Below are 17,521 nucleotides of genomic sequence, written 5' to 3' on the forward strand. Positions count from 1 at the left end.
CCGATACACCCCACCGTCTTGACGTACAACAAGAGGCAAGAACACACCATGCAAGCCATCCGCATCGCCATCGTCGGCGAATCTCTGATCGACTTCACCGCCACCAGCGGCCTGAACTTTGAAGGCCATGAAGGCGGCGCCCCCACCAACAGCGCCATTGCCACCGCCCGCCTGGGCCAACCCATCGGTTTCATCAGCCAGTTGTCTACCGACCTGTTCGGCGAGCGCCTGTTGCAGCATCTGCAAAGCAACGGCGTGAACACCGAATGGGTGCTGCGCAGCGACGCGCCATCGACGCTGGCCTTTGTCGAGCGCACGCCGCAGACCAACCGCTACGCCTTCTACACCCAGGGCACGGCCGATACGCAGTGGGCGCCCGCCGTGCTGCCAACGCTGCCCGACAGCTGCCGCTTTCTGCAATTCGGCTCCATCGCGCTGCTGCACGAGCCTGCGGCCAGCCGCATCACCGACCTGGTACTGGCGCAGCAGGGCCAACCCAATCCTCGTATCGTCTTGTTCGACCCGAATGTGCGCCTGAGCCTGATCAAGGATCTGCCGGCCTACCGCGTCAACGTGCAGCGCTGGGCCGCCGCCAGCAACCTGATGAAGTTCAGCGACGAAGACGCCGCCGCCCTGGCGCCCGGCCTCAGCCTGGCCGAGGTGGCTGCCAGCTTCATGGCCAGCGATAACAGCGGCCCACGCGCCGTGGTCATCACCCGTGGTGGCGACGGCGCCACCCTGTTCCGCCGTGGCAAGGCGCCGCTGGAGATCGCTGCACCGAAGATCACCGTGGCCGACACCATAGGCGCCGGTGACACCTTTGATGCCGGCCTGACCGTCGGCCTACTGGAACACGGTGTGGAGCAGGTAGCCCAGCTCGACAGCCTGCCCGACGCAACCTGGCTGGCCGTGCTGCGCTTCGCTGCCCATGCTGCCGCTATCAATTGCACCCGCGAAGGTGCCAACCCGCCCACCCGCGCTGAGCTGCAAGTGGCGCTGGACGCCGCCTCCTGAGCCGACCGAACACCATGCAAGCCTTTCACCTCTACCTGGACAGCGCCGATCTGGCCGATCTGCAAACCTGCCTGCCCCACCCCGCCGTCCACGGCGTGACCACCAACCCCACGCTGCTGCGCCGCGCCGGCATCACCCGCGCCACGCTACCCAAACTGCTGAACACCTGCATCAAGATGGGCGCACGCCAGGTGCAGGCCCAGGTGCATGCCGCCGATACCGACGGCATCCTGGCCGACGCGCACCAGCTGGTGCGTGAATTCAACCCCGGCCAACTGGTGGTGAAGATCCCCGCCACCCGCGACGGTCTGCGTGCCGGCGCCGAACTGAGTGCGGAAGGCATTCCGGTCACCTACACCGCGGTGTACGCCCCCGAGCAGGCGCACTTCGCAGCGCAGCTGGGCGCCGCCTATGCCGCGCCCTACCTGGGCCGGCTGGAGGATTCAGGCGTAGACGGCATGGCACTGATTGGCCAGATGCAGGGTTTGATCAGCCGCAGCGGCGCCAGCACCCGGCTGCTGGTGGCGAGCGTGCGTTCACGCGCGGCCTACCTGGCCTTGCTGGAGCTGGGCGTGGGCTCCATCACCATCCCGCCCAAACTGTTCACCGAACTGTTCGACCACCAGGCCACGCTGGACGCCGAGCGCGGCTTCCTGGCCGACGCGGCGGCACTGGGGGCGTAAGCCACCGCTTCCCACCACAACGGTGGGCGGTATTGCGTTTACGATGGAGGCCATCCAGAACCAAGCCTGGGTGGCTGCGCCGCCCTTGAAAGAGGCCCTTCCATGTCCGACCGCACCGTCTTCTTCATCTCCGATGGCACTGGCATCACCGCCGAAACCTTTGGCAATGCCATCCTGGCGCAGTTCTCCATGGCACCACGCCATGTGCGCCTGCCCTTCACGGACACGGTGGACAAGGCCCACCAGGCGGTACGCCAAATAAACCACACGGCCGAAATCGAAGGCAAGCGGCCCATCGTGTTCAGCACCCTGGTGAACATGGAGGTGCTGAAGGTGGTTACCGAGAACTGCAAGGGGATGCTGCTGGACATGTTCGGCACCTTTGTGAACCCGCTGGAAAACGAGCTAGGCATCAAGTCCAACCACCGTATCGGCCGCTTCAGCGACGTGAGCAAAAGCCAGGCCTACCACGACCGTATCGAGGCCATCAATTTCAGCCTGGAACACGACGACGGCCAGACCCACCGCGACCTGGCCCAGGCCGATGTGATCCTGGTCGGCGTCAGCCGCAGCGGCAAGACGCCAACCACCCTGTACCTGGCCATGCAATACGGTCTGAAGGCCGCCAACTACCCTCTGATCCCCGAAGACTTCGAGCGCCGCCAGCTTCCACCGGCGCTGGTGGAATTCCGCAAAAAGATCTTTGGCCTATCGATCCAGCCCGAACGCTTGAGCGAGATCCGCAACGAGCGGCGCCCCAACTCCAAATACGCCTCGCTGGAAAACTGCCGCATGGAGGTGAGCGAGGCCGAAGCCATGATGCGCCGCAGCGGCATCCGCTGGCTGTCCAGCACCACGAAGTCCATCGAAGAAATTGCCACCACCATCCTGCAGGAAATCCGGCCGGAACGGCTGGTGTACTGAGGCTGGAGCTGGCGCCTACACCGTGATGGTGTAGAGCATGGCGCTGGCGCGCTCGTCGGCGTTGTGGCCTTGCAGCGCGATATCCCATTCGCTGCCCAGCGCGCCACGCTGGGGCTGCATGCCCTGCGTCATGGCAGTGACCTCTTCCGCAGTGGCATCGAATTCGGCGGCCAGTTCACGGTTCTCCAGGAACAGCCGCGCCACCATGGAGCCCCCCGAATCGATCAACATGAGGTAACGCACAGGCAGCCGGTGTGGCGTCTTAACGTTGCCTCGCGGCGCTTCCATTCCGAAGGTTTGGCTCATGCGGTCATCTTGCCACAGCAACCGCGCCAAAGGTAGTGCTGCTTGCGCCTAGGTGCATTGGGCCCAGGCCTTAATTGCTATTAATTAGATAGCACAATACGCAGAATAAATAAGCGCTACAGGCCTTTTCCATCCTCAATTTTGTCCGCGCGTTTTTCATACTCGCCACTCAATTTAAATGCATACAAGCCGATAACAAAGTAGATACATTCACTGCCGGCCCTACCCCCATGCTTGTACGCTCCGACCTGATCACCAGCATCTTGCCCTCGCCGGTCACCAGCCTGCGGAGCACGGCATCGGCAGAGACCGATGCCCCCACGCGGGCTAAGGCCGAGCTGGCGTCCACCATCGTCAGCAACTCCAGCGCCCTGGAAGCCAATGCCGCCAGCTGGACCTACGCGGCGCCCACGCGCTATGTGCCCGCCAGCACACAGGCCTGGCAAAGCCGCTCCGAAGATGCGGTCAGCAAGCTCATGGCGCGCAACTTCTCGTCCACCGGCAATGCCAGCCGCTTTAATGGCCTGGCGGGTGCCTTGCTAGAGCGCCTTAAAACCACGCCGGGCGACTACCAGCAGGCGGTAGCGAACTATGTACCCAGCAGCAACACCAGTGTCGATGCTGCGGCCCAGACTGCGCTGTCCAGCATAGGCAATAACGCGTCGGCCAAGGTGTCGCTGAACATACGCACCCGCTCCGGCACGGTGGTGAACTTGACCCTGATCAACCAAAGCGACGGCCTGGGGGTGGAGATACACAGCAGCGGCCCTTTGAGCGCCACCGAAAGCCAGGCCATCGCGCAGTTGTCCGCCAGCTTTGAAAGAGCGGTGCAAGGCTTCACTGCGGACAAGCCCGAGGTGGATATTGCCGGTCTGGGTGATTACGACGGCACGGTCTTGTCCAGCATCGACCTGAAGGGCCAGATGCTGCGCAAAGGCGATAGCTACCGCCTGGACTTCCATGCAGATACCAGCCAGCGCAGCCTGACAATGAGCTCACCCACCGACCAGGTGGATATGAAGATCAACCTGCAGAACCCAGCCCTGTGGGGCAGCCCGGCGCAGCGCGAGCAGGCCATCGCCCAGCAATTGCAGAAGATAGGCCAGGCAGGCAGCAGGGGCCATGGCAAGGCCGAGTGGATAGGCATTGTCCAGGACGCATTCGCATCCATGCAGCGGTCCTACGGCGCCAATGCCAGCGACGGCGCCCAACTGCCTGCCAGTACCGGTACGCCGGCCGTTAAAGACAGTGCTTTGTTATCTGGCATGGCGGATTTTGCGCTGCGCATCACGGGCATGACCCAGGCCACCAACCCCATGCGCCTGGAAGAAACCGACCGTTTTGACTTCAGCTTGGCACAGACCACCAGCACCACCGGCCCGGCGGACAAGCCCGACAGCATCCAACAGCGGCAGACGTCACGGCTCAAGGCGAGCTACCACAGCGCACTAGACGGCTCGGCGAAGCTGGAACTGAGCAGTGAAAAGAAGTCGCAAAACTACCTCTACACCCGCATCGACGACCAAGACAGCCTGGTGGTGACACTGACCCGTCAGCTGGACCAGAGCATGCAGGTAAAGGTGGAGACATCGGCGAAAACCTCCGCCCGGGTCCAGCGCTACGAACTGGGCATGCTGGTCGAAGACCGCAGCACGCCCTGACGGCAGGCTTCGCTTAAAAGCTGGTCCAGTCGTCGTCGTTGGTGCTGGCTGGCTTGGGGGCGCTGAGCTTGCCGATGGACGGTTTGATCGTGGGCTTGATAGTTGGTCGGATGGCCGACTTGGCTGCCGGCTTGCCATTCGGCGTGGGCAGAGATTTCGCCAACGGCTTACGGATGGCAGCGGGTGCGGGACGGGCCAGGCTGGGTTTGGCAACCGGCGCACGCGCCGTTGCAAACCGCGCAGATGCTGGCACCGGTGCAGCCACAGGGGGCTGTGCCGCTGTACCGTCCAGCTTGAACACGGCCACCACCTGCACCAGGTCGTTCGACTGGGTGCGCAGGCTGCCGGCTGCGGCGGCCATTTCTTCTACCAGGGCGGCGTTCTGTTGTGTGGCCTGGTCCATCTGGGTCACGGCTTCACCGACCTGGGCCACGCCCAGGGCTTGTTCGTTGCTGGCAGCGCTGATCTCTCCCATGATGTCGGTGACGCGGCGGATGGAGCTGACGACTTCGGTCATGGTGACGCCGGCCTGGTCCACCTGGGCCGTGCCTTGGGCCACACGTTCCACGCTGGCGCTGATAAGGTTCTTGATTTCCTTGGCGGCATCGGCCGATCGGCCAGCCAGGCTGCGCACTTCGCTGGCGACCACGGCAAAGCCACGGCCTTGTTCACCGGCCCGCGCGGCTTCCACGGCGGCGTTCAGCGCCAGGATGTTGGTCTGGAAGGCGATGCCGTCGATGACGCCGATGATGTCGGCAATCTTTTGCGAGCTGTCGTTGATGCCCTTCATGGTCTGCACGACCTGATTGACCACTTCGCCACCCTGGATGGCCACGGTGGATGCGCTCATGGCCAATTGGTTGGCCTGGCGGGCGTTGTCGGCGTTCTGGCGTACGGTGGAGCTGAGTTCTTCCATCGACGCGGCGGTTTGCTCCAGCGCGCTGGCTTGCTGCTCGGTGCGGGCGCTCAGGTCGTCGTTGCCCTGGGCAATTTCAGCACTGGCCGTAGCCACGTTTTCAGAGCCCGAACGCACATTGGAGACCACCCGTACCAAGCTGGCCTGCATGTCTTGCAGGCTGGACAGCAGTTGGCCGACTTCATCGGTGCTGCGGTTGTCGATGTGGGCGCTCAGGTCACCTCCGGCCACTTGACGCGCCACAGTGGTCGCCTGCACCAAAGGGCCGGTAATGCTGCCGGAGATCAGCCAGGCGCACACCAGGCTCAACAGCAGACTGACTACGCCTAGAGCGACCATCAGGCTGCGACCAGCTTCATAGTTCGCCTGAATCTGTTTGGCAACGCTGTCGATTTGCGTGCGCTGATGAGAAAGCAAGGCATCCATTTTGGCCAGGTACACCTTGGAGGCAGGTACGAACTTATCGGTCAACACCTTGTTAGCCTCGTCCTCTTTGCCGTCCTTCTTGAACGCAAGAATTTCGTCTCGAGCGGCTACGTAGGTCTTTCTGGCGACCCCGATTTCTGCATAAAGGGCTTTTTCCTGGTCTGTATTGATAACCTCGTCCAGCTTCTTCTGGAACTCAGCCGATGACTTGGACGATTCGGCCTGGTCCTCCGCAAAATAACTGGCTACAGAGGGGTCGCTACTTTTGGCGATGGCACCCGTGCGCCGCACGCCAGTGTGGACGTTCCGGTACCAGTCGCTCACAAGGCGCTCTGTCGTGAGTGGTTCCTCCACCATACTCTGTGTAGCCTGCGCAACAGCATTCAACCTAGAAAGACCGACCAAGATACTGATCAAGGACATGATCAGCACCACGGCGAAACCCAGACCCAGGCGCTTGGCAATGGACAGGTTCTTAATAAAGCTTGGCATGGCAGCGTCTCTCTTTGGGGTTATACGTAAGGGCGTCAAAAAAAGCAGGCCGCCAGGCCCGCAGAGCACAGTGGGCAGTACACCGCCATTGTGTGTGGGCGGTGTATGCGGCATGCGCGGTGAGCGCGGTACGCTCAGCCTTTTGGGGGGCAACTCGCAATGTAAAAGCCGAATTCTGCGGCAATTTACACCCGCTTACATGCAAGGCCTGCGAAATGCTAGAAATATATGCCAGCAATGCTCTGGCGGCTCCCATATGTGCACAGGATGGGTCGGCTCAAAAGCTATACATTTGATAGCTTCCAGCGCAGATGGCATCTGCGCAAGATGAGCATTTTCTATATGCCGGAAGACTGTGCGGCTGCCGCCCGCAGCTTGTCCTTTTTGCTTGGGCGCTTGCCCTTGATGCCACCGTTGGCATTGGCCGCGCTGGCAACCGGCGGCAAGGGCAACTCCACCGGCTCAAAGCCCGCCACCTCTTCGCGCGGCAGGCTCAGGCCCTGGCGCTTCTCGATCAAGGCGAAATGGGCCGCGCTGTCGGCCGTGATGAAGCTGTAAGCTTCGCCGCTGGCGCCGGCACGCCCGGTGCGGCCAATGCGGTGCACATAGTCCACCGCAGAACGCGGCAGGTCGTAGTTGACCACCACCGGCAAATCCGATATGTCGATGCCGCGCGCCGCCAGATCGGTAGCGACCACCACGTGTACGCGCCCGGCCTTGAAGTCGTCCAGCACCTGGGTGCGTTTGCCCTGGCTTAGCTGGCCGTGGAAGGGCTCAGCCAGAATGCCGGCCTTGCGCAGCTTGTCGGCCACCACCTCGGCGGCAAACTTCGTTGCCACAAAAGCCATGACCCGCTGCCAGCCCTGGCTTTGCACCAGGTGGCGCAGCAGCTGGGTACGGCGGCTGGCATCCACCGCAATGGCACGCTGGGCAATTGCGGGCGTGGCCGCCTCGGTGGTCGGAGCCGCAGCCATCTCGATACGCACCGGGTCACGCAACAGTTGCGCTGCCAGGGCCTCGATGGCGGGTGGGAAGGTGGCAGAAAACAGCAGGTTTTGCCGCTGTTCGGGCAGCAGGGTGAGCACGCGGGCCAGCTCTTCGCTGAAGCCCAGGTCCAGCAGACGGTCCGCCTCGTCCAGCACCAAAGATGCCACGGCCGACAGCTGCAGGGCGTTGTGGTCTACCAGATCGAGCAGGCGGCCGGGCGTGGCCACCACGATGTCGGCACCACCGCGCAAACCCATCATCTGTGGGTTGATGGACACACCTCCAAAAATCACCGCAATTTTCAGCGGCTGCGGCAGGTGCTGGGCCAGGCCACGAAACACCTCGCCCACCTGGGCCGCCAGCTCGCGCGTGGGCACCAGTACCAGCACGCGGCTGCGGCGCTTGCCCTGCAGATGTCCGGCTGCCTGCAGGCGTTGCAGCAGGGGCAAGGCAAATGCGGCGGTCTTGCCGGAACCAGTGGGCGCAGCAGCCCATACATCGGCCCCACGGGCGATGGCTGGGATGGCCGAGGTCTGGATCGCCGTGGGCGCAGAGAAGCCCTGTTCGCGCACAGCGCGCAGCAAGGCGGGAGCTAGTCCCAAGGAAGCAAAGGGCATGGAGTTGCGTCTGCAAGACGTCTAGAAGGGGGTGGGGAGTTTACTCCCCGGCTGGGCAGCGTCAGCGGCGCAGCGCCAGCAGCCACGCCGGCAAACAGTTCAGCAGGGCCACCAGCCAGCGCATCTGCCACGGGAACACCCGCACCGCCTCGCGCAGCCGGATGGCCTGGGTGATCTGTGCCACGGCCTGCGCTTCGGACAAGATGAAAGGCTTGTGGCTGGCGTCTCCCTGGTTCAGTGCACGCAGTTGGGCCGTATCCACATAGCCCGGAACAATGGCCGTGACTGCAATGCCAAAGGGCTGCAGGGCGGTACGGTAGGCGGCGCACAGGCTGAGCACGCTGCGCTTGGTGGCGCTGTACAGCGACGCACCCGGATAGTCGTGCAGCAAGCCAGCCACTGATGCTATCGCCACCAGCTGGCCCGACTGCTGGGCCAACATGGTTTCTGCCGCCAGGCCAAACGCCTGCTCCATGCCGCCCACGTTGGTCCGAAGCATGCGCAAAGTGGTGCTGGCATCCAGCGGATGGTGCCGGGTGTTGAAGTAAAAGCCTGCGGCCACGATAAGCAGGTCCAGGCCAGGTGCGGAGAACTTCTGGATCACCTGGGTCAATGCCGGCGCATCGGTGATGTCTAGCGCATATACCTGTAGCTGTGCTGCGCCCAGGTCCGCTGGCAAACGCGTCAGGTCACGGCCCGCCACGGCTACCGTGTCGCCCTGCTGCAGATAGTGCCGCGCCAGGGCCAGGCCGATACCACTGGTACCGCCCAGTATCAGGACGCGCATGGCTCGGCCTGGTTGTAGCGGTCTACCTGGCGCATGCGGGTCTTGTCGCTGGGCATGGGCCGCTGCAGAGCCTCCATCCCGCGCTGATAACCGTACTGCCATTGCGCGTCCACGTACTCTGCGTAGGTCGCATGGCTGTCGGGCAAGGCCAGCACGATGCGGTTGTGCAGCCAGTCCAGCTTTTTGTGTACCTGCTGCCGGGGCAGCGCACGCGACACGTCGGAGGTATCGAACCACACGTCGGCATGCTGCCCGTTGACCTGGCGCAGGCGCTGGTTGCCGTCCAGGCCCAGCACCTCGCGCCAGGCCGGGATGGAAAAGGTCTGGTCGAACGACTCCTTGAATTCGATCATCACTTCGTGGGCCAGTCGGTGCGCCACCTCGATGGGGAACAGGTCCACCACGCCGCCGATGTAGTGGTCGTCGCCGTGGCGGTGGCAGGGGAAGTAATAAAAGTCGGTAATGGACAGGCGAGCCGCCTCCTCCACGCCAATGCTGCTGTCGGTATAGAGCTGATCGGCAATCGCATGCGCGCCCCAGCGCGGGTTGGCAAACGGGGAATCCATGCCTTGCAGCAAGGCTGCTGCACGCGGCTCGCAGAGCACCGTTTGGGCGAACAGCTTGCGCTCACCACGGGGCTGCAGCACCTCGTCGGGGCCAAACAGCAGCTTGCCGCCCATGGTGGCCACAGCTACCTCGGATTGGGCGGCTGCGGGCGGCAAGGGCAGCTGCGGCGGCACCTCGAACAAATAGTCCTGGAACAGGTTAGGAATGCGCGGCACACGGCCCGCCACCAGTTTGCGCCGCAGCGCTCGGGCCAGCGTGCCGGTCAGTGTGGCTTGCCGCGCCGGCTGCAGGCTGGCCCAGAAGGCATACATCTGTGGCGAGCTCAGCCAGGCCTTGCGCTGCGCGTCATCGGGCAGCGCCTGGATGATGGCTGCCGCAATCGCGCCGCCACAGCTGGCCAGCAGCAGATCGGGCTGGCGCCCAGCATCGCGGGCTGCCGCATACATGCCGAGATAGATGCCAAAACGGAAACCACCTCCGGCGAACACCATGCAGCGTTGGTACTTTGGGGGCTTTGGGGACTGGTTCATGCCGCTAAGATAACTTAGGAGCCTGTCGGGCTTGGGGCGTCGAAAGCGAAAATCGGCCCCAGCGAGGACAGTTTTTGCCGACTTTGCAGCCGCATAGCTCCGCTATGGGGCAAAAAGACGGTGAAAAATGGACCGCTGCGGTCGGTTTGCAGCCGACGTTCCCCAAGTCCGACAGGCTCCTAGGCATGATGGGCAACAAAAGAAGGCTGCGAATGGGGGGTGTGAACGGGGTGACATGGCAGCAGCGGCTAACCCACCTGGGGCTCAACAGCCTGGCGTTTTTGCTGTGCTACGTGCTTGCCAATGCATGGGCCCAACAACAGCTTACGGTGCGTAATGTGGCACTGGCTTGGGACGCACATATCCCGTTTCTGCCCTGGATGGTGCTGCCCTACGCCAGCAGCGGGCTGTTCTTCTGCGCGGCGTTTTTCCTGGTGCGCAGCCCAGATGCCTTGCGCGTGCTGAGCCAGCGTCTGCTGCTGGCCACCGCCGTGGCCGGGGCCGTCTTTGCGCTGCTGCCGCTGCAGTTCGGCTGGCCACGGCCCATGGTCACATCGCCTGTGCTGGCCACCCTATTCCAGGGGCTGGAGCTAGTAGACCGCCCGTACAACCAGCTACCGTCCTTGCATGTTGCCTATTGCCTGCTGTTCTGGGCATCGTTGCACCCGCAGCTGACCAGCCTGTGGGCACGCATGGCGCTGGGCGGCTGGCTGGTGTTGACGGCCGTATCCACCTTGTTCACCTACCAGCACCATCTGTTCGATGTGGCCGGCGGCCTGCTGCTGGGCGGGGTGGGTATTACCTGCGTTCCACCGGGCCGCAGCGAACCATTTGTGGGGCTGTATTACTTTGTCGCGGCCTGCATCGCATTGGTGCTGGGGCGCTACGCCTTGCCGCTGTGCGCCACGATGTATCTGGTGCTGAGTCTGGGCCTGGTCAGCCTGGCCTATGCACGACGCCACAAGGGCTTTCTGCACAAGCGGCAAGGCCAATTCCCTTGGTGGGTGTGGTGCGTTTACGCACCCTATCTGCTGGGCTACCGGCTGACGTGGCTAGCAGTCAGGTGGCGCGACCGAAATTGCGCCCCATTGCGGCAGATCAACCCACAACTGTGGATTGGGCGGCGCCTGACGAGCGCAGAAGCGAGGCTGTTGCCGCCCAACTGCAGCATCATCGACTTGGCCAACGAGCTACCGGAAACCAAGGCACTCCGCACCCAGGCCTATCAACACTTTGCGCTGCTGGACATCGTGCTACCGCCAGCGGATACAGTGCAACAGATCGTGGCGGCCGTGCGCCGCGAGACCGACGCCGGTCGCCCGGTGTATCTGCATTGCGCCATGGGCTACCGCCGTTGCCTACAGATTGCCAGTGCCTGCAAACAATAGAAGCCATGCGCATTTCCATCTACCAACTCAAACCCCGTTTTCAACAACTGCTGCGCCCTAGCCTGTCCTGGCTGGCACGCGCGGGGGTTACGCCCAACCAGATCACGCTGCTGGCCATGGTGCTGTCGCTGCTGTACGGCGCGGCGCTGCTGCTGTGGCCGCAAGACATGCGGCTGTGGGTCGGGCTGCCCATGTTCATGCTGCTGCGCATGGGCTTGAACGCCATCGACGGCATGCTGGCCCAGGCCACCGGGCAAAAAACACGCCTGGGAGCGCTGCTGAACGAGGTAGCCGACCAGGTGTCCGACGCGGCCCTGGTGCTGCCTTTTACCTTCGCGTCCGGCATCTACGCGCCCCTGGTGGTGCTGGCCGCGTTGGCCGCACTGCTGGTGGAATTTTCCGGCGTGCTGGCGCTGCAGGTCGGGGCGGCGCGCGGCTTTGATGGACCTATGGGCAAGAGCGACCGTGCTGCAGCATTCAGCCTGCTTGCCTTATTGCTAGCGGCAGGCGCCGGCCCGCTGTGGCTGAATGGTCTGCTGTGCCTGGTGCTGCTGCTACTGGCCTGGACGCTGCTTAACCGCCTGCGTTCGGCGCTGCGCCACGGCGCGCCACCGACACGGTAAAAATCCCCGCGACACCCACCTCGCTGTGGAGCTTGTGGCAGCCCGCACTGGCAACCAGGGCGTCCATCTCCGCCTGCGGGCGTGGGCGCATCTGCCAGGGCTGGCCCTGGTGGTTAGTCAAGGTCTTGGCAATCATCAGCAACTGCGGGTGCCAGGGCTGGCCGGTGTAGACCAGATGGCCACCCTCTTTCAGTTGTTGTCCTACGCCTTGCAAGGATTGCAGCACCCGGGCGTTATCGCTGAACAATTCATACAGGCCGGAGACGATGGCGATGTCGTAAGGTGCCTCGTCGGCAGGATAACTGGCTGGATCGAAAGCATCGCGGCGTTGGTAGGCGATATGGTTCTTCAACTGCAGCTGCATGGCGAGCTGCAGGGCCTGCTCCAGATTGCGAGGGTCCATGTCGCGCAGGGTGATTTCAATCTCTCGGTCCTGGTGGCGCTTCACAGTCTCCAGCACATAGCGGCCACCGCCAGCGGCAATGTCCAGGATGCGCAGCGGCTGGTCTGCCGGGTGCTGCGCAATCAACGCCCCCAGCAATTGCTGCAGCTGCGCCTTGCGCTGGCGTATGCCGCGCCAACCGATGGCGTTCAGGTAGCCCCGGTCGATCAGCGGCCCCACACCCCAGCGCCCACCGGCCTGGTTACGGTACACATAGTCCAGCGAGGCACCGGAATCAAATCCCTGCTCCAAGCCGATACGCATGCCATCGCTCCATGGCCCCAACTTCCCCAGCATGCGCTTCTGCAAACCCAAATAGGCGTGGTCCCACGCACTGCCAGCCCTACCCTGTTGCAAGGCCTGGTAACGCTGTGCACTGGGGCCAAGCACGTCGGCCGCATGGTAGCGATCCAAGGCCGGTAAGTCCTTCGCGAAGCACTCGGCAATAAATACCTTACTAGCCTCTAGCGCTTGTTCTGCCTGGACCTGCGCTTCATAAAAGATAGCATGGTAGCAATCGGGAATGACTACATAGCGCTTCATGGGTGACGCCAAACGGTCAAAAAACTGGCGCTGCGGCGCCTGCTTGACCACATAGTCTTTGTCGGCCACCAGCATCAGCACCGGTGTGTCTATGGCCTGGGCGTCTGCCACCACGCGCTGCGCTGTATCGGCCAGGTCCAGCAGCACCCGCGCCGAAATGTTGCGGGTGATCAACGGGTCCAGATCGTAGGCCTGCGCCTGGGCTGCTGAATGCGTCAGCATGCCAGCGCGGATATAGCTGGTCACGCTCAACCCAGGGCTAAAGCGCAGTGCCAGGCCCAATGCGGGCTTGGCCAGAGGGACGTACAGATTGATGTCAAAAGCCGCCGCCGCCATCACCACACCGCGCACCCGGGGCGCGTAGTCATGCAACCAAGTGGCCGCAATCACCGCGCCCACACTATTGGCCACGATCAGCATGTTTTCTGCGGCAATACCGTATCGGGCTTGCAGGTGGCGGATGAAAGCCTCGAAGTCTTGCACCAGGGTGTAGAAGCTAGGCGCATCGCCCCGCTCACCTGGGGAATGCCCGTGGCCGCGCGCATCCCAGGCAAAGGCCCAGTCCTGGGTGCAGCCAAATTGTTCTACCAGCGGCTGGATGCGGCCCGAATGCTCATGGCCACGGTGCAGAAACACCAGCGCCCGCTGCGGGCCGTCGTCGCGTGGCATCGTCGGCTGCCAGCTGCGGTAAAAAATGCGGGTTTGGTCAAAGCTTTCGAAACCAGATTCCTGTTGGGTCCAGCCGGAAGCAGTCAATAGGGTCATAGAGATATCTCGGTAAACGGATCAGGTGCAGGCCTTACAGCGTCAAGCCCCAGTACAAGGCCGGCGCGGTCAATACCAGGCTGTCTACGCGGTCCAGAATACCGCCGTGGCCGGGAATCAGCTGCGAAAAGTCCTTGATGCCCAAACGGCGTTTGGCGGCAGATAGGGCCATATCACCCACAAAACCAGCCAACGATAACAACACGCCCAGGCCCAGCAATTGCGGCACGGCTGCCAGCTGCAAATACCAACCCAACAGCGCCGACACCGCCATACTGGTCAGCACGCCACCCAATAATCCCTGCCAAGTCTTGTTCGGGCTGATGCGGGCCGCAACCTTGTGCCGTCCCCAGCATTTTCCGCACACAAACTGCGCAATGTCATTCAGGGCCGTCAGAACAAACAGGTAGAAAAACCAGGCCAGGTTGACGCCTGCAGACGACGTCATATGCAGCAGCCGCGGCAAAAAACTCATACCTGCACACAGCCACACAAACAGCAGGACCAGCATCCAAGAAGTTCTGCGGTAGACGCAGAAAGCCAAGGCCTGCAACAACAGCATTCCCAGCAATACATTGCAGGCCCAACCCGGGTCATACATTGCCAGCAACGTTTGCAGCACCAGCACCAGGGCACATGTCGCGTAGAAAGACTGGGCCGGCCCGAGGTAATGCATGCCCAGTTCACGCATGGCCAAGCCGGCAATCAGCAAAAACAGCACGCCCGGCCCCCATGGATACAACAGCAGACTCACACTGACCACGGGAAATATCCGCCACCAAGCATTGATCTGCTGACGCAAAGCACTCTGCCGCGCAGAGCTCAAGCCAACACCCACACTTGCAATTGCCAGCACCCCATACAGCAGCAACATGGCCCAGCCTATGCGCGGCGCAGCACTCCAGACGGCATACCCAAACGCCCAGGGGCCAAATAGCACATCAGGCATCGATAGCCGCAAGCCGGAGGAATGTAAACATGCGGCAAATTCTATGGCAGCATAAACAAGCAGATAGGCCGCCAAAAGCGTTTGCCAAGCAGTAACGCAAATGAAAAGGCCGTTTGCCGGAAGCCAGCAAACGGCCTTGGATGTCAATATGGTGGAGCCGGGGGGATTTGAACCCCCGTCCGCAAGCCTTCTTCGAACAGTTCTACATGTGTAGCCATCTGGTTTAAGTCTCGCCTTTTGCATCGCGCAGTGGCACGCTATGCAAAACGCCAGTAACCTATTTTCTCGAAGTGCACTAAGTTACCCAGCGCGCTCCCAGCCAAATGAAATTACCCCGCAGCCTGGACTGCAATACCTTGCGGCATTACAACCCTTGCCCAGCCTATTGGCTTGCTGTTGCGAGGCTCACGCGCAATTAAGCGGCGAGTGCGAAACGTTCGTCGTTTGCAGTTAGGTTTTTTCTGCTGTTTTACGAGGTGACAGAACCTCGACATGCCCTGCTGCGCGTCCGAACCCACGTCGAAACCAGTGCAGCCCCAATCAGCCTATTTTAAACGACGAATCATGCCTGCGCATTCGGCAGCCATTGCAACAACTCTTCCGGCGCATGAATAACCTGGTGCGCACCCCACTGAGCAATATCTGCATTGCTTCCTAAGTAGCCATACGCTGCCGCCACGGTGTACATGCCCGCAGCCAAGCCGGCAACAATATCGCGCTCATCGTCCCCCACATACACACAGCGCGCGGGGGCAACCCCCAAGCGACGCGCTGCCTCGAACAAGGGCTCGGGATGGGGTTTGGCGTGAGGCGTCGAATCCCCACCCACAACCGCACCTGCAGACGCAAAAATCGGCATTGCCTGGGTCAAGGGAATCGCGAATCGCTCTGATTTATTGGTAACCACGCCCCAGGCCAGTCGCCGCCCAGCAAGTTCCTGCAACAAAGCCGGTATGCCATCAAACGCATAGGTTTGAAGCGTCAAGCGCTGTTCATAATTGCTGAAAAACTCTTCTCGCATCAGCGCGTAGTCGGAATGGTCTGGCTGCATACCGAATGCAATACCAAGCATGCCTCTTGCACCCGCGCCGACCATGGGCCGATAACGCTCCGCCGGATAAGAGGAAAGGCCACGATCGGTACGCATCTTGTCCGCCGCTGCAGCAAGGTCTGGTGCGCTGTCCACCAAGGTACCGTCCAGGTCGAACAAAATCGCCCGGACATTCTGAAATTGGGTCCCAGACGAAGAAGTCATAACTTTTGCGTCGCGAACATATAGTTCACGCTGGTGTCTCCGCTCAAGGCGTAACGCTGGGTTACTGGGTTGAACTCCAATCCACAGGTATTGCTTAGTGCCAGGTCCGCTGCACGGCAATAGGCTGCGAGCTCGCTGGGGCGGATCATTTTGGCGTATTCGTGAGTGCCACGGGGCAACATGTTGAGGACATACTCGGCACCCACGATAGCCATCAGAAAAGACTTTGCACTGCGGTGGATGGTGGAAAAAAACACCCAGCCACCTGGCTTAACCAAGGTCGAACAGGCCCGCACAACCGAGGAGGGGTCTGGCACATGCTCCAGCATTTCCATACATGTCACCACATCAAAACTGCCCGCTTGCTCCGCAGCCATATCTTCAGCGCTGATTTCCCTGTATTGCACCCGTGGTGTCCCTGACTCCAGAGCGTGCAACTGTGCCACCTTAAGGGCTTTACTCGACAGGTCGATGCCTGTGGCATCCGCCCCGGCTCTGGCAATGGAGTCTGTCAATATGCCTCCGCCACAACCGATATCCAATACCCGCTTGCCCTGGAACGAGGCCAGGCCGTCCATCCACGCCAGGCGCAACGGGTTGATCTGGTGCAAGGGACGGAACTCGCTGTCCTTATCCCACCAACGATGGGCTAATTCAGAAAATTTCGCCAGTTCGGCGGGGTCAGCGTTCAGACTTGGGTTCATTACATGATTTTCGCAGATTACACGCACCGACCTAGCCCGAGATATATGCCATACACACGCAAAAAAGCCTCCCGAAGGAGGCTTTTTTGACAGGCTTTTAGCCAAGTTTTTATCTAAGCAACAGCGCCAAAATACTTCAACGCTCTTCCAGATAAATTACTTGTTGCGCGTGCCGACCACTTCGATTTCAACGCGGCGGTTCTTGGCGCGGCCTTCAGCAGTCTTGTTGTCCGCCACAGGTTGCTTCTCGCCCTTGCCTTCGGTGTAAACGCGGTTCTTTTCGATGCCGTTGGACACCAAGTAAGCCTTCACGGCTTCGGAACGACGAACCGACAGCTTTTGGTTGTACGCATCGCTGCCCACGGAGTCGGTGTGACCCACGGCAATGATCACTTCCAGGTTGATGCCCTTGACCTTGCTAACCAGATCGTCCAGCTTAGCCTTGCCTTCTGGCTTCAGTACAGACTTGTTGAAGTCGAAGAATGCATCAGCAGCGTAAGTTACCTTTTCAGCAACCATAGGCGCTGCGACCACAGCAGCAGCAGGAGCTGGAGCGGGGGCTGCAGCAGGAGCTGGCGCGGGAGCAGCAGCAGCGGGAGCTGGCGCAGCAGCAGGAACGATCGCGCCATCGCAGCCAGGAGCAGCCGTTGCGGGCGTCCAGTTGGCATCGCGCCAGCACAGTTCATTCGTGCCGTTCTTCCAGACCAGCTCGTTCGTGCCGTTCTTCCAATTGTCAACGGACTGCGCACCAGCGGCGGTCACAAGCGCTGCGGAGGCAAACAACATCGCCACTTTGTTTAATTTCTTCATGGTTCTCCTCTGGGGGAAAAAGCTGCAGCAGCGCTGCAATAAGGGACGCCTGCAGTGACCATCACTGCAAACGTTCATTGAATTGTGCCACACGCGTAAGGGGAAACGAGTAGGACAACAGGCTATCGCAAA

The 17,521-nt window shown here is 61.6% G+C and carries 16 protein-coding genes and 1 other RNA gene; 6 read left to right on the forward strand and 11 right to left on the reverse strand.

What is annotated here, in order from left to right; translation table 11 throughout:
- The first annotated feature begins 57 nt into the window (after nt 1–57).
- From AC4BBN_RS02705 to ppsR, 3 genes are all read left to right on the forward strand, one after another.
- Complete coding sequence (locus AC4BBN_RS02705; protein ID WP_490591377.1) at nt 58–1,014, forward strand: carbohydrate kinase family protein; 957 nt, start codon at nt 58–60, stop codon at nt 1,012–1,014.
- 14 nt (nt 1,015–1,028) lie between these two features.
- Nucleotides 1,029–1,697: a transaldolase family protein gene (locus tag AC4BBN_RS02710; RefSeq protein ID WP_490590407.1), complete on the forward strand. Its 669-nt coding sequence runs from the start codon at nt 1,029–1,031 to the stop codon at nt 1,695–1,697.
- Between the two features lie 102 nt (nt 1,698–1,799).
- Nucleotides 1,800–2,621 carry a posphoenolpyruvate synthetase regulatory kinase/phosphorylase PpsR gene (gene ppsR / locus AC4BBN_RS02715; protein WP_490590408.1) on the forward strand — a complete coding sequence of 274 codons (822 nt, stop codon included), beginning with the start codon at nt 1,800–1,802 and terminating at the stop codon, nt 2,619–2,621.
- Nucleotides 2,622–2,636: 15 nt separating this feature from the next.
- Here ppsR and AC4BBN_RS02720 read toward each other — a convergent pair whose 3' ends face one another.
- Nucleotides 2,637–2,927, reverse strand: a complete 291-nt coding sequence (locus tag AC4BBN_RS02720) for a hypothetical protein (RefSeq protein WP_490590409.1) — start codon at nt 2,925–2,927, stop codon at nt 2,637–2,639.
- 230 nt (nt 2,928–3,157) lie between these two features.
- Here AC4BBN_RS02720 and AC4BBN_RS02725 point away from each other — a divergent pair, with 230 nt between their 5' ends.
- Entirely contained in the window at nt 3,158–4,588 is a 1,431-nt protein-coding gene (locus AC4BBN_RS02725; protein WP_490590410.1) for a hypothetical protein, read from the forward strand.
- A gap of 13 nt (nt 4,589–4,601) precedes the next feature.
- Here the strand turns inward: AC4BBN_RS02725 and AC4BBN_RS02730 are convergent, their stop codons facing one another.
- From AC4BBN_RS02730 to AC4BBN_RS02745, 4 genes are all read right to left on the reverse strand, one after another.
- Nucleotides 4,602–6,422, reverse strand: coding sequence for a methyl-accepting chemotaxis protein (locus tag AC4BBN_RS02730; RefSeq protein ID WP_490590411.1), 1,821 nt, complete (start codon nt 6,420–6,422; stop codon nt 4,602–4,604).
- 338 nt (nt 6,423–6,760) lie between these two features.
- Nucleotides 6,761–8,026, reverse strand: coding sequence for a DEAD/DEAH box helicase (locus AC4BBN_RS02735; RefSeq protein ID WP_490590412.1), 1,266 nt, complete (start codon nt 8,024–8,026; stop codon nt 6,761–6,763).
- Between the two features lie 61 nt (nt 8,027–8,087).
- Nucleotides 8,088–8,813 (reverse strand): SDR family NAD(P)-dependent oxidoreductase, encoded by a 726-nt coding sequence (locus AC4BBN_RS02740; RefSeq protein WP_490590413.1) that lies wholly within the window; start codon nt 8,811–8,813, stop codon nt 8,088–8,090.
- Nucleotides 8,801–9,910: a patatin-like phospholipase family protein gene (locus AC4BBN_RS02745; protein ID WP_490590414.1), complete on the reverse strand. Its 1,110-nt coding sequence runs from the start codon at nt 9,908–9,910 to the stop codon at nt 8,801–8,803. The genes AC4BBN_RS02740 and AC4BBN_RS02745 overlap by 13 nt, the downstream gene beginning before the upstream one ends.
- Nucleotides 9,911–10,122: 212 nt before the next feature.
- Between AC4BBN_RS02745 and AC4BBN_RS02750 the strand changes: the two genes are divergently transcribed.
- Both AC4BBN_RS02750 and AC4BBN_RS02755 read left to right on the forward strand, forming a co-directional pair.
- Nucleotides 10,123–11,298, forward strand: a complete 1,176-nt coding sequence (locus AC4BBN_RS02750; protein ID WP_490590415.1) for a phosphatase PAP2 family protein — start codon at nt 10,123–10,125, stop codon at nt 11,296–11,298.
- A 5-nt stretch (nt 11,299–11,303) separates the two neighbouring features.
- A complete protein-coding gene (locus AC4BBN_RS02755) occupies nt 11,304–11,921 on the forward strand; it encodes a CDP-alcohol phosphatidyltransferase family protein (RefSeq protein WP_490590416.1) in 618 nt (205 codons plus the stop codon).
- On the opposite strand, the gene AC4BBN_RS02760 is transcribed toward AC4BBN_RS02755, so the two are convergent.
- The 6 genes from AC4BBN_RS02760 to ompA form a co-directional block, all read right to left on the reverse strand.
- On the reverse strand, nt 11,872–13,671 hold the full coding sequence (locus tag AC4BBN_RS02760) for a bifunctional alpha/beta hydrolase/class I SAM-dependent methyltransferase (protein WP_490590417.1): 1,800 nt from the start codon (nt 13,669–13,671) through the stop codon (nt 11,872–11,874). The two genes, AC4BBN_RS02755 and AC4BBN_RS02760, sit on opposite strands and share 50 nt — an antisense overlap.
- Before the next feature lie 34 nt (nt 13,672–13,705).
- Complete coding sequence (locus AC4BBN_RS02765; protein ID WP_490590418.1) at nt 13,706–14,620, reverse strand: phosphatidate cytidylyltransferase; 915 nt, start codon at nt 14,618–14,620, stop codon at nt 13,706–13,708.
- Between the two features lie 149 nt (nt 14,621–14,769).
- Nucleotides 14,770–15,158: a transfer-messenger RNA gene (gene ssrA, locus AC4BBN_RS02770) on the reverse strand.
- Between the two features lie 24 nt (nt 15,159–15,182).
- A complete protein-coding gene (locus AC4BBN_RS02775) occupies nt 15,183–15,875 on the reverse strand; it encodes an HAD family hydrolase (protein WP_490590419.1) in 693 nt (230 codons plus the stop codon).
- The gene (gene ubiG, locus AC4BBN_RS02780; protein WP_490590420.1) at nt 15,872–16,579 is read right to left on the reverse strand and encodes a bifunctional 2-polyprenyl-6-hydroxyphenol methylase/3-demethylubiquinol 3-O-methyltransferase UbiG; all 708 of its coding nucleotides are present in this window, start codon (nt 16,577–16,579) and stop codon (nt 15,872–15,874) included. Before ubiG ends, AC4BBN_RS02775 begins: the two co-directional genes overlap by 4 nt.
- 156 nt (nt 16,580–16,735) lie before the next feature.
- Nucleotides 16,736–17,389 carry an outer membrane protein OmpA gene (gene ompA, locus AC4BBN_RS02785; RefSeq protein WP_490590421.1) on the reverse strand — a complete coding sequence of 218 codons (654 nt, stop codon included), beginning with the start codon at nt 17,387–17,389 and terminating at the stop codon, nt 16,736–16,738.
- Between the last annotated feature and the right edge of the window lie 132 nt (nt 17,390–17,521).

Source organism: Rhodoferax sp. SPJ21, from assembly GCF_058216335.1.

What these genes read in the sequence shown, in the direction of transcription:
- AC4BBN_RS02755 (WP_490590416.1), top strand. Translation starts at nt 11,304, where the DNA reads ATGCGCATTTCCATCTACCAACTCAAACCCCGTTTTCAACAACTGCTG.
- AC4BBN_RS02720 (WP_490590409.1), bottom strand. Translation starts at nt 2,927, where the DNA reads ATGAGCCAAACCTTCGGAATGGAAGCGCCGCGAGGCAACGTTAAGACG.
- AC4BBN_RS02710 (WP_490590407.1), top strand. Translation starts at nt 1,029, where the DNA reads ATGCAAGCCTTTCACCTCTACCTGGACAGCGCCGATCTGGCCGATCTG.
- AC4BBN_RS02745 (WP_490590414.1), bottom strand. Translation starts at nt 9,910, where the DNA reads ATGAACCAGTCCCCAAAGCCCCCAAAGTACCAACGCTGCATGGTGTTC.
- AC4BBN_RS02725 (WP_490590410.1), top strand. Translation starts at nt 3,158, where the DNA reads ATGCTTGTACGCTCCGACCTGATCACCAGCATCTTGCCCTCGCCGGTC.
- AC4BBN_RS02730 (WP_490590411.1), bottom strand. Translation starts at nt 6,422, where the DNA reads ATGCCAAGCTTTATTAAGAACCTGTCCATTGCCAAGCGCCTGGGTCTG.
- AC4BBN_RS02760 (WP_490590417.1), bottom strand. Translation starts at nt 13,671, where the DNA reads ATGACCCTATTGACTGCTTCCGGCTGGACCCAACAGGAATCTGGTTTC.
- ppsR (WP_490590408.1), top strand. Translation starts at nt 1,800, where the DNA reads ATGTCCGACCGCACCGTCTTCTTCATCTCCGATGGCACTGGCATCACC.
- AC4BBN_RS02740 (WP_490590413.1), bottom strand. Translation starts at nt 8,813, where the DNA reads ATGCGCGTCCTGATACTGGGCGGTACCAGTGGTATCGGCCTGGCCCTG.
- ubiG (WP_490590420.1), bottom strand. Translation starts at nt 16,579, where the DNA reads ATGAACCCAAGTCTGAACGCTGACCCCGCCGAACTGGCGAAATTTTCT.
- AC4BBN_RS02735 (WP_490590412.1), bottom strand. Translation starts at nt 8,026, where the DNA reads ATGCCCTTTGCTTCCTTGGGACTAGCTCCCGCCTTGCTGCGCGCTGTG.
- AC4BBN_RS02775 (WP_490590419.1), bottom strand. Translation starts at nt 15,875, where the DNA reads ATGACTTCTTCGTCTGGGACCCAATTTCAGAATGTCCGGGCGATTTTG.
- ompA (WP_490590421.1), bottom strand. Translation starts at nt 17,389, where the DNA reads ATGAAGAAATTAAACAAAGTGGCGATGTTGTTTGCCTCCGCAGCGCTT.
- AC4BBN_RS02765 (WP_490590418.1), bottom strand. Translation starts at nt 14,620, where the DNA reads ATGCCTGATGTGCTATTTGGCCCCTGGGCGTTTGGGTATGCCGTCTGG.
- AC4BBN_RS02750 (WP_490590415.1), top strand. Translation starts at nt 10,123, where the DNA reads ATGGGGGGTGTGAACGGGGTGACATGGCAGCAGCGGCTAACCCACCTG.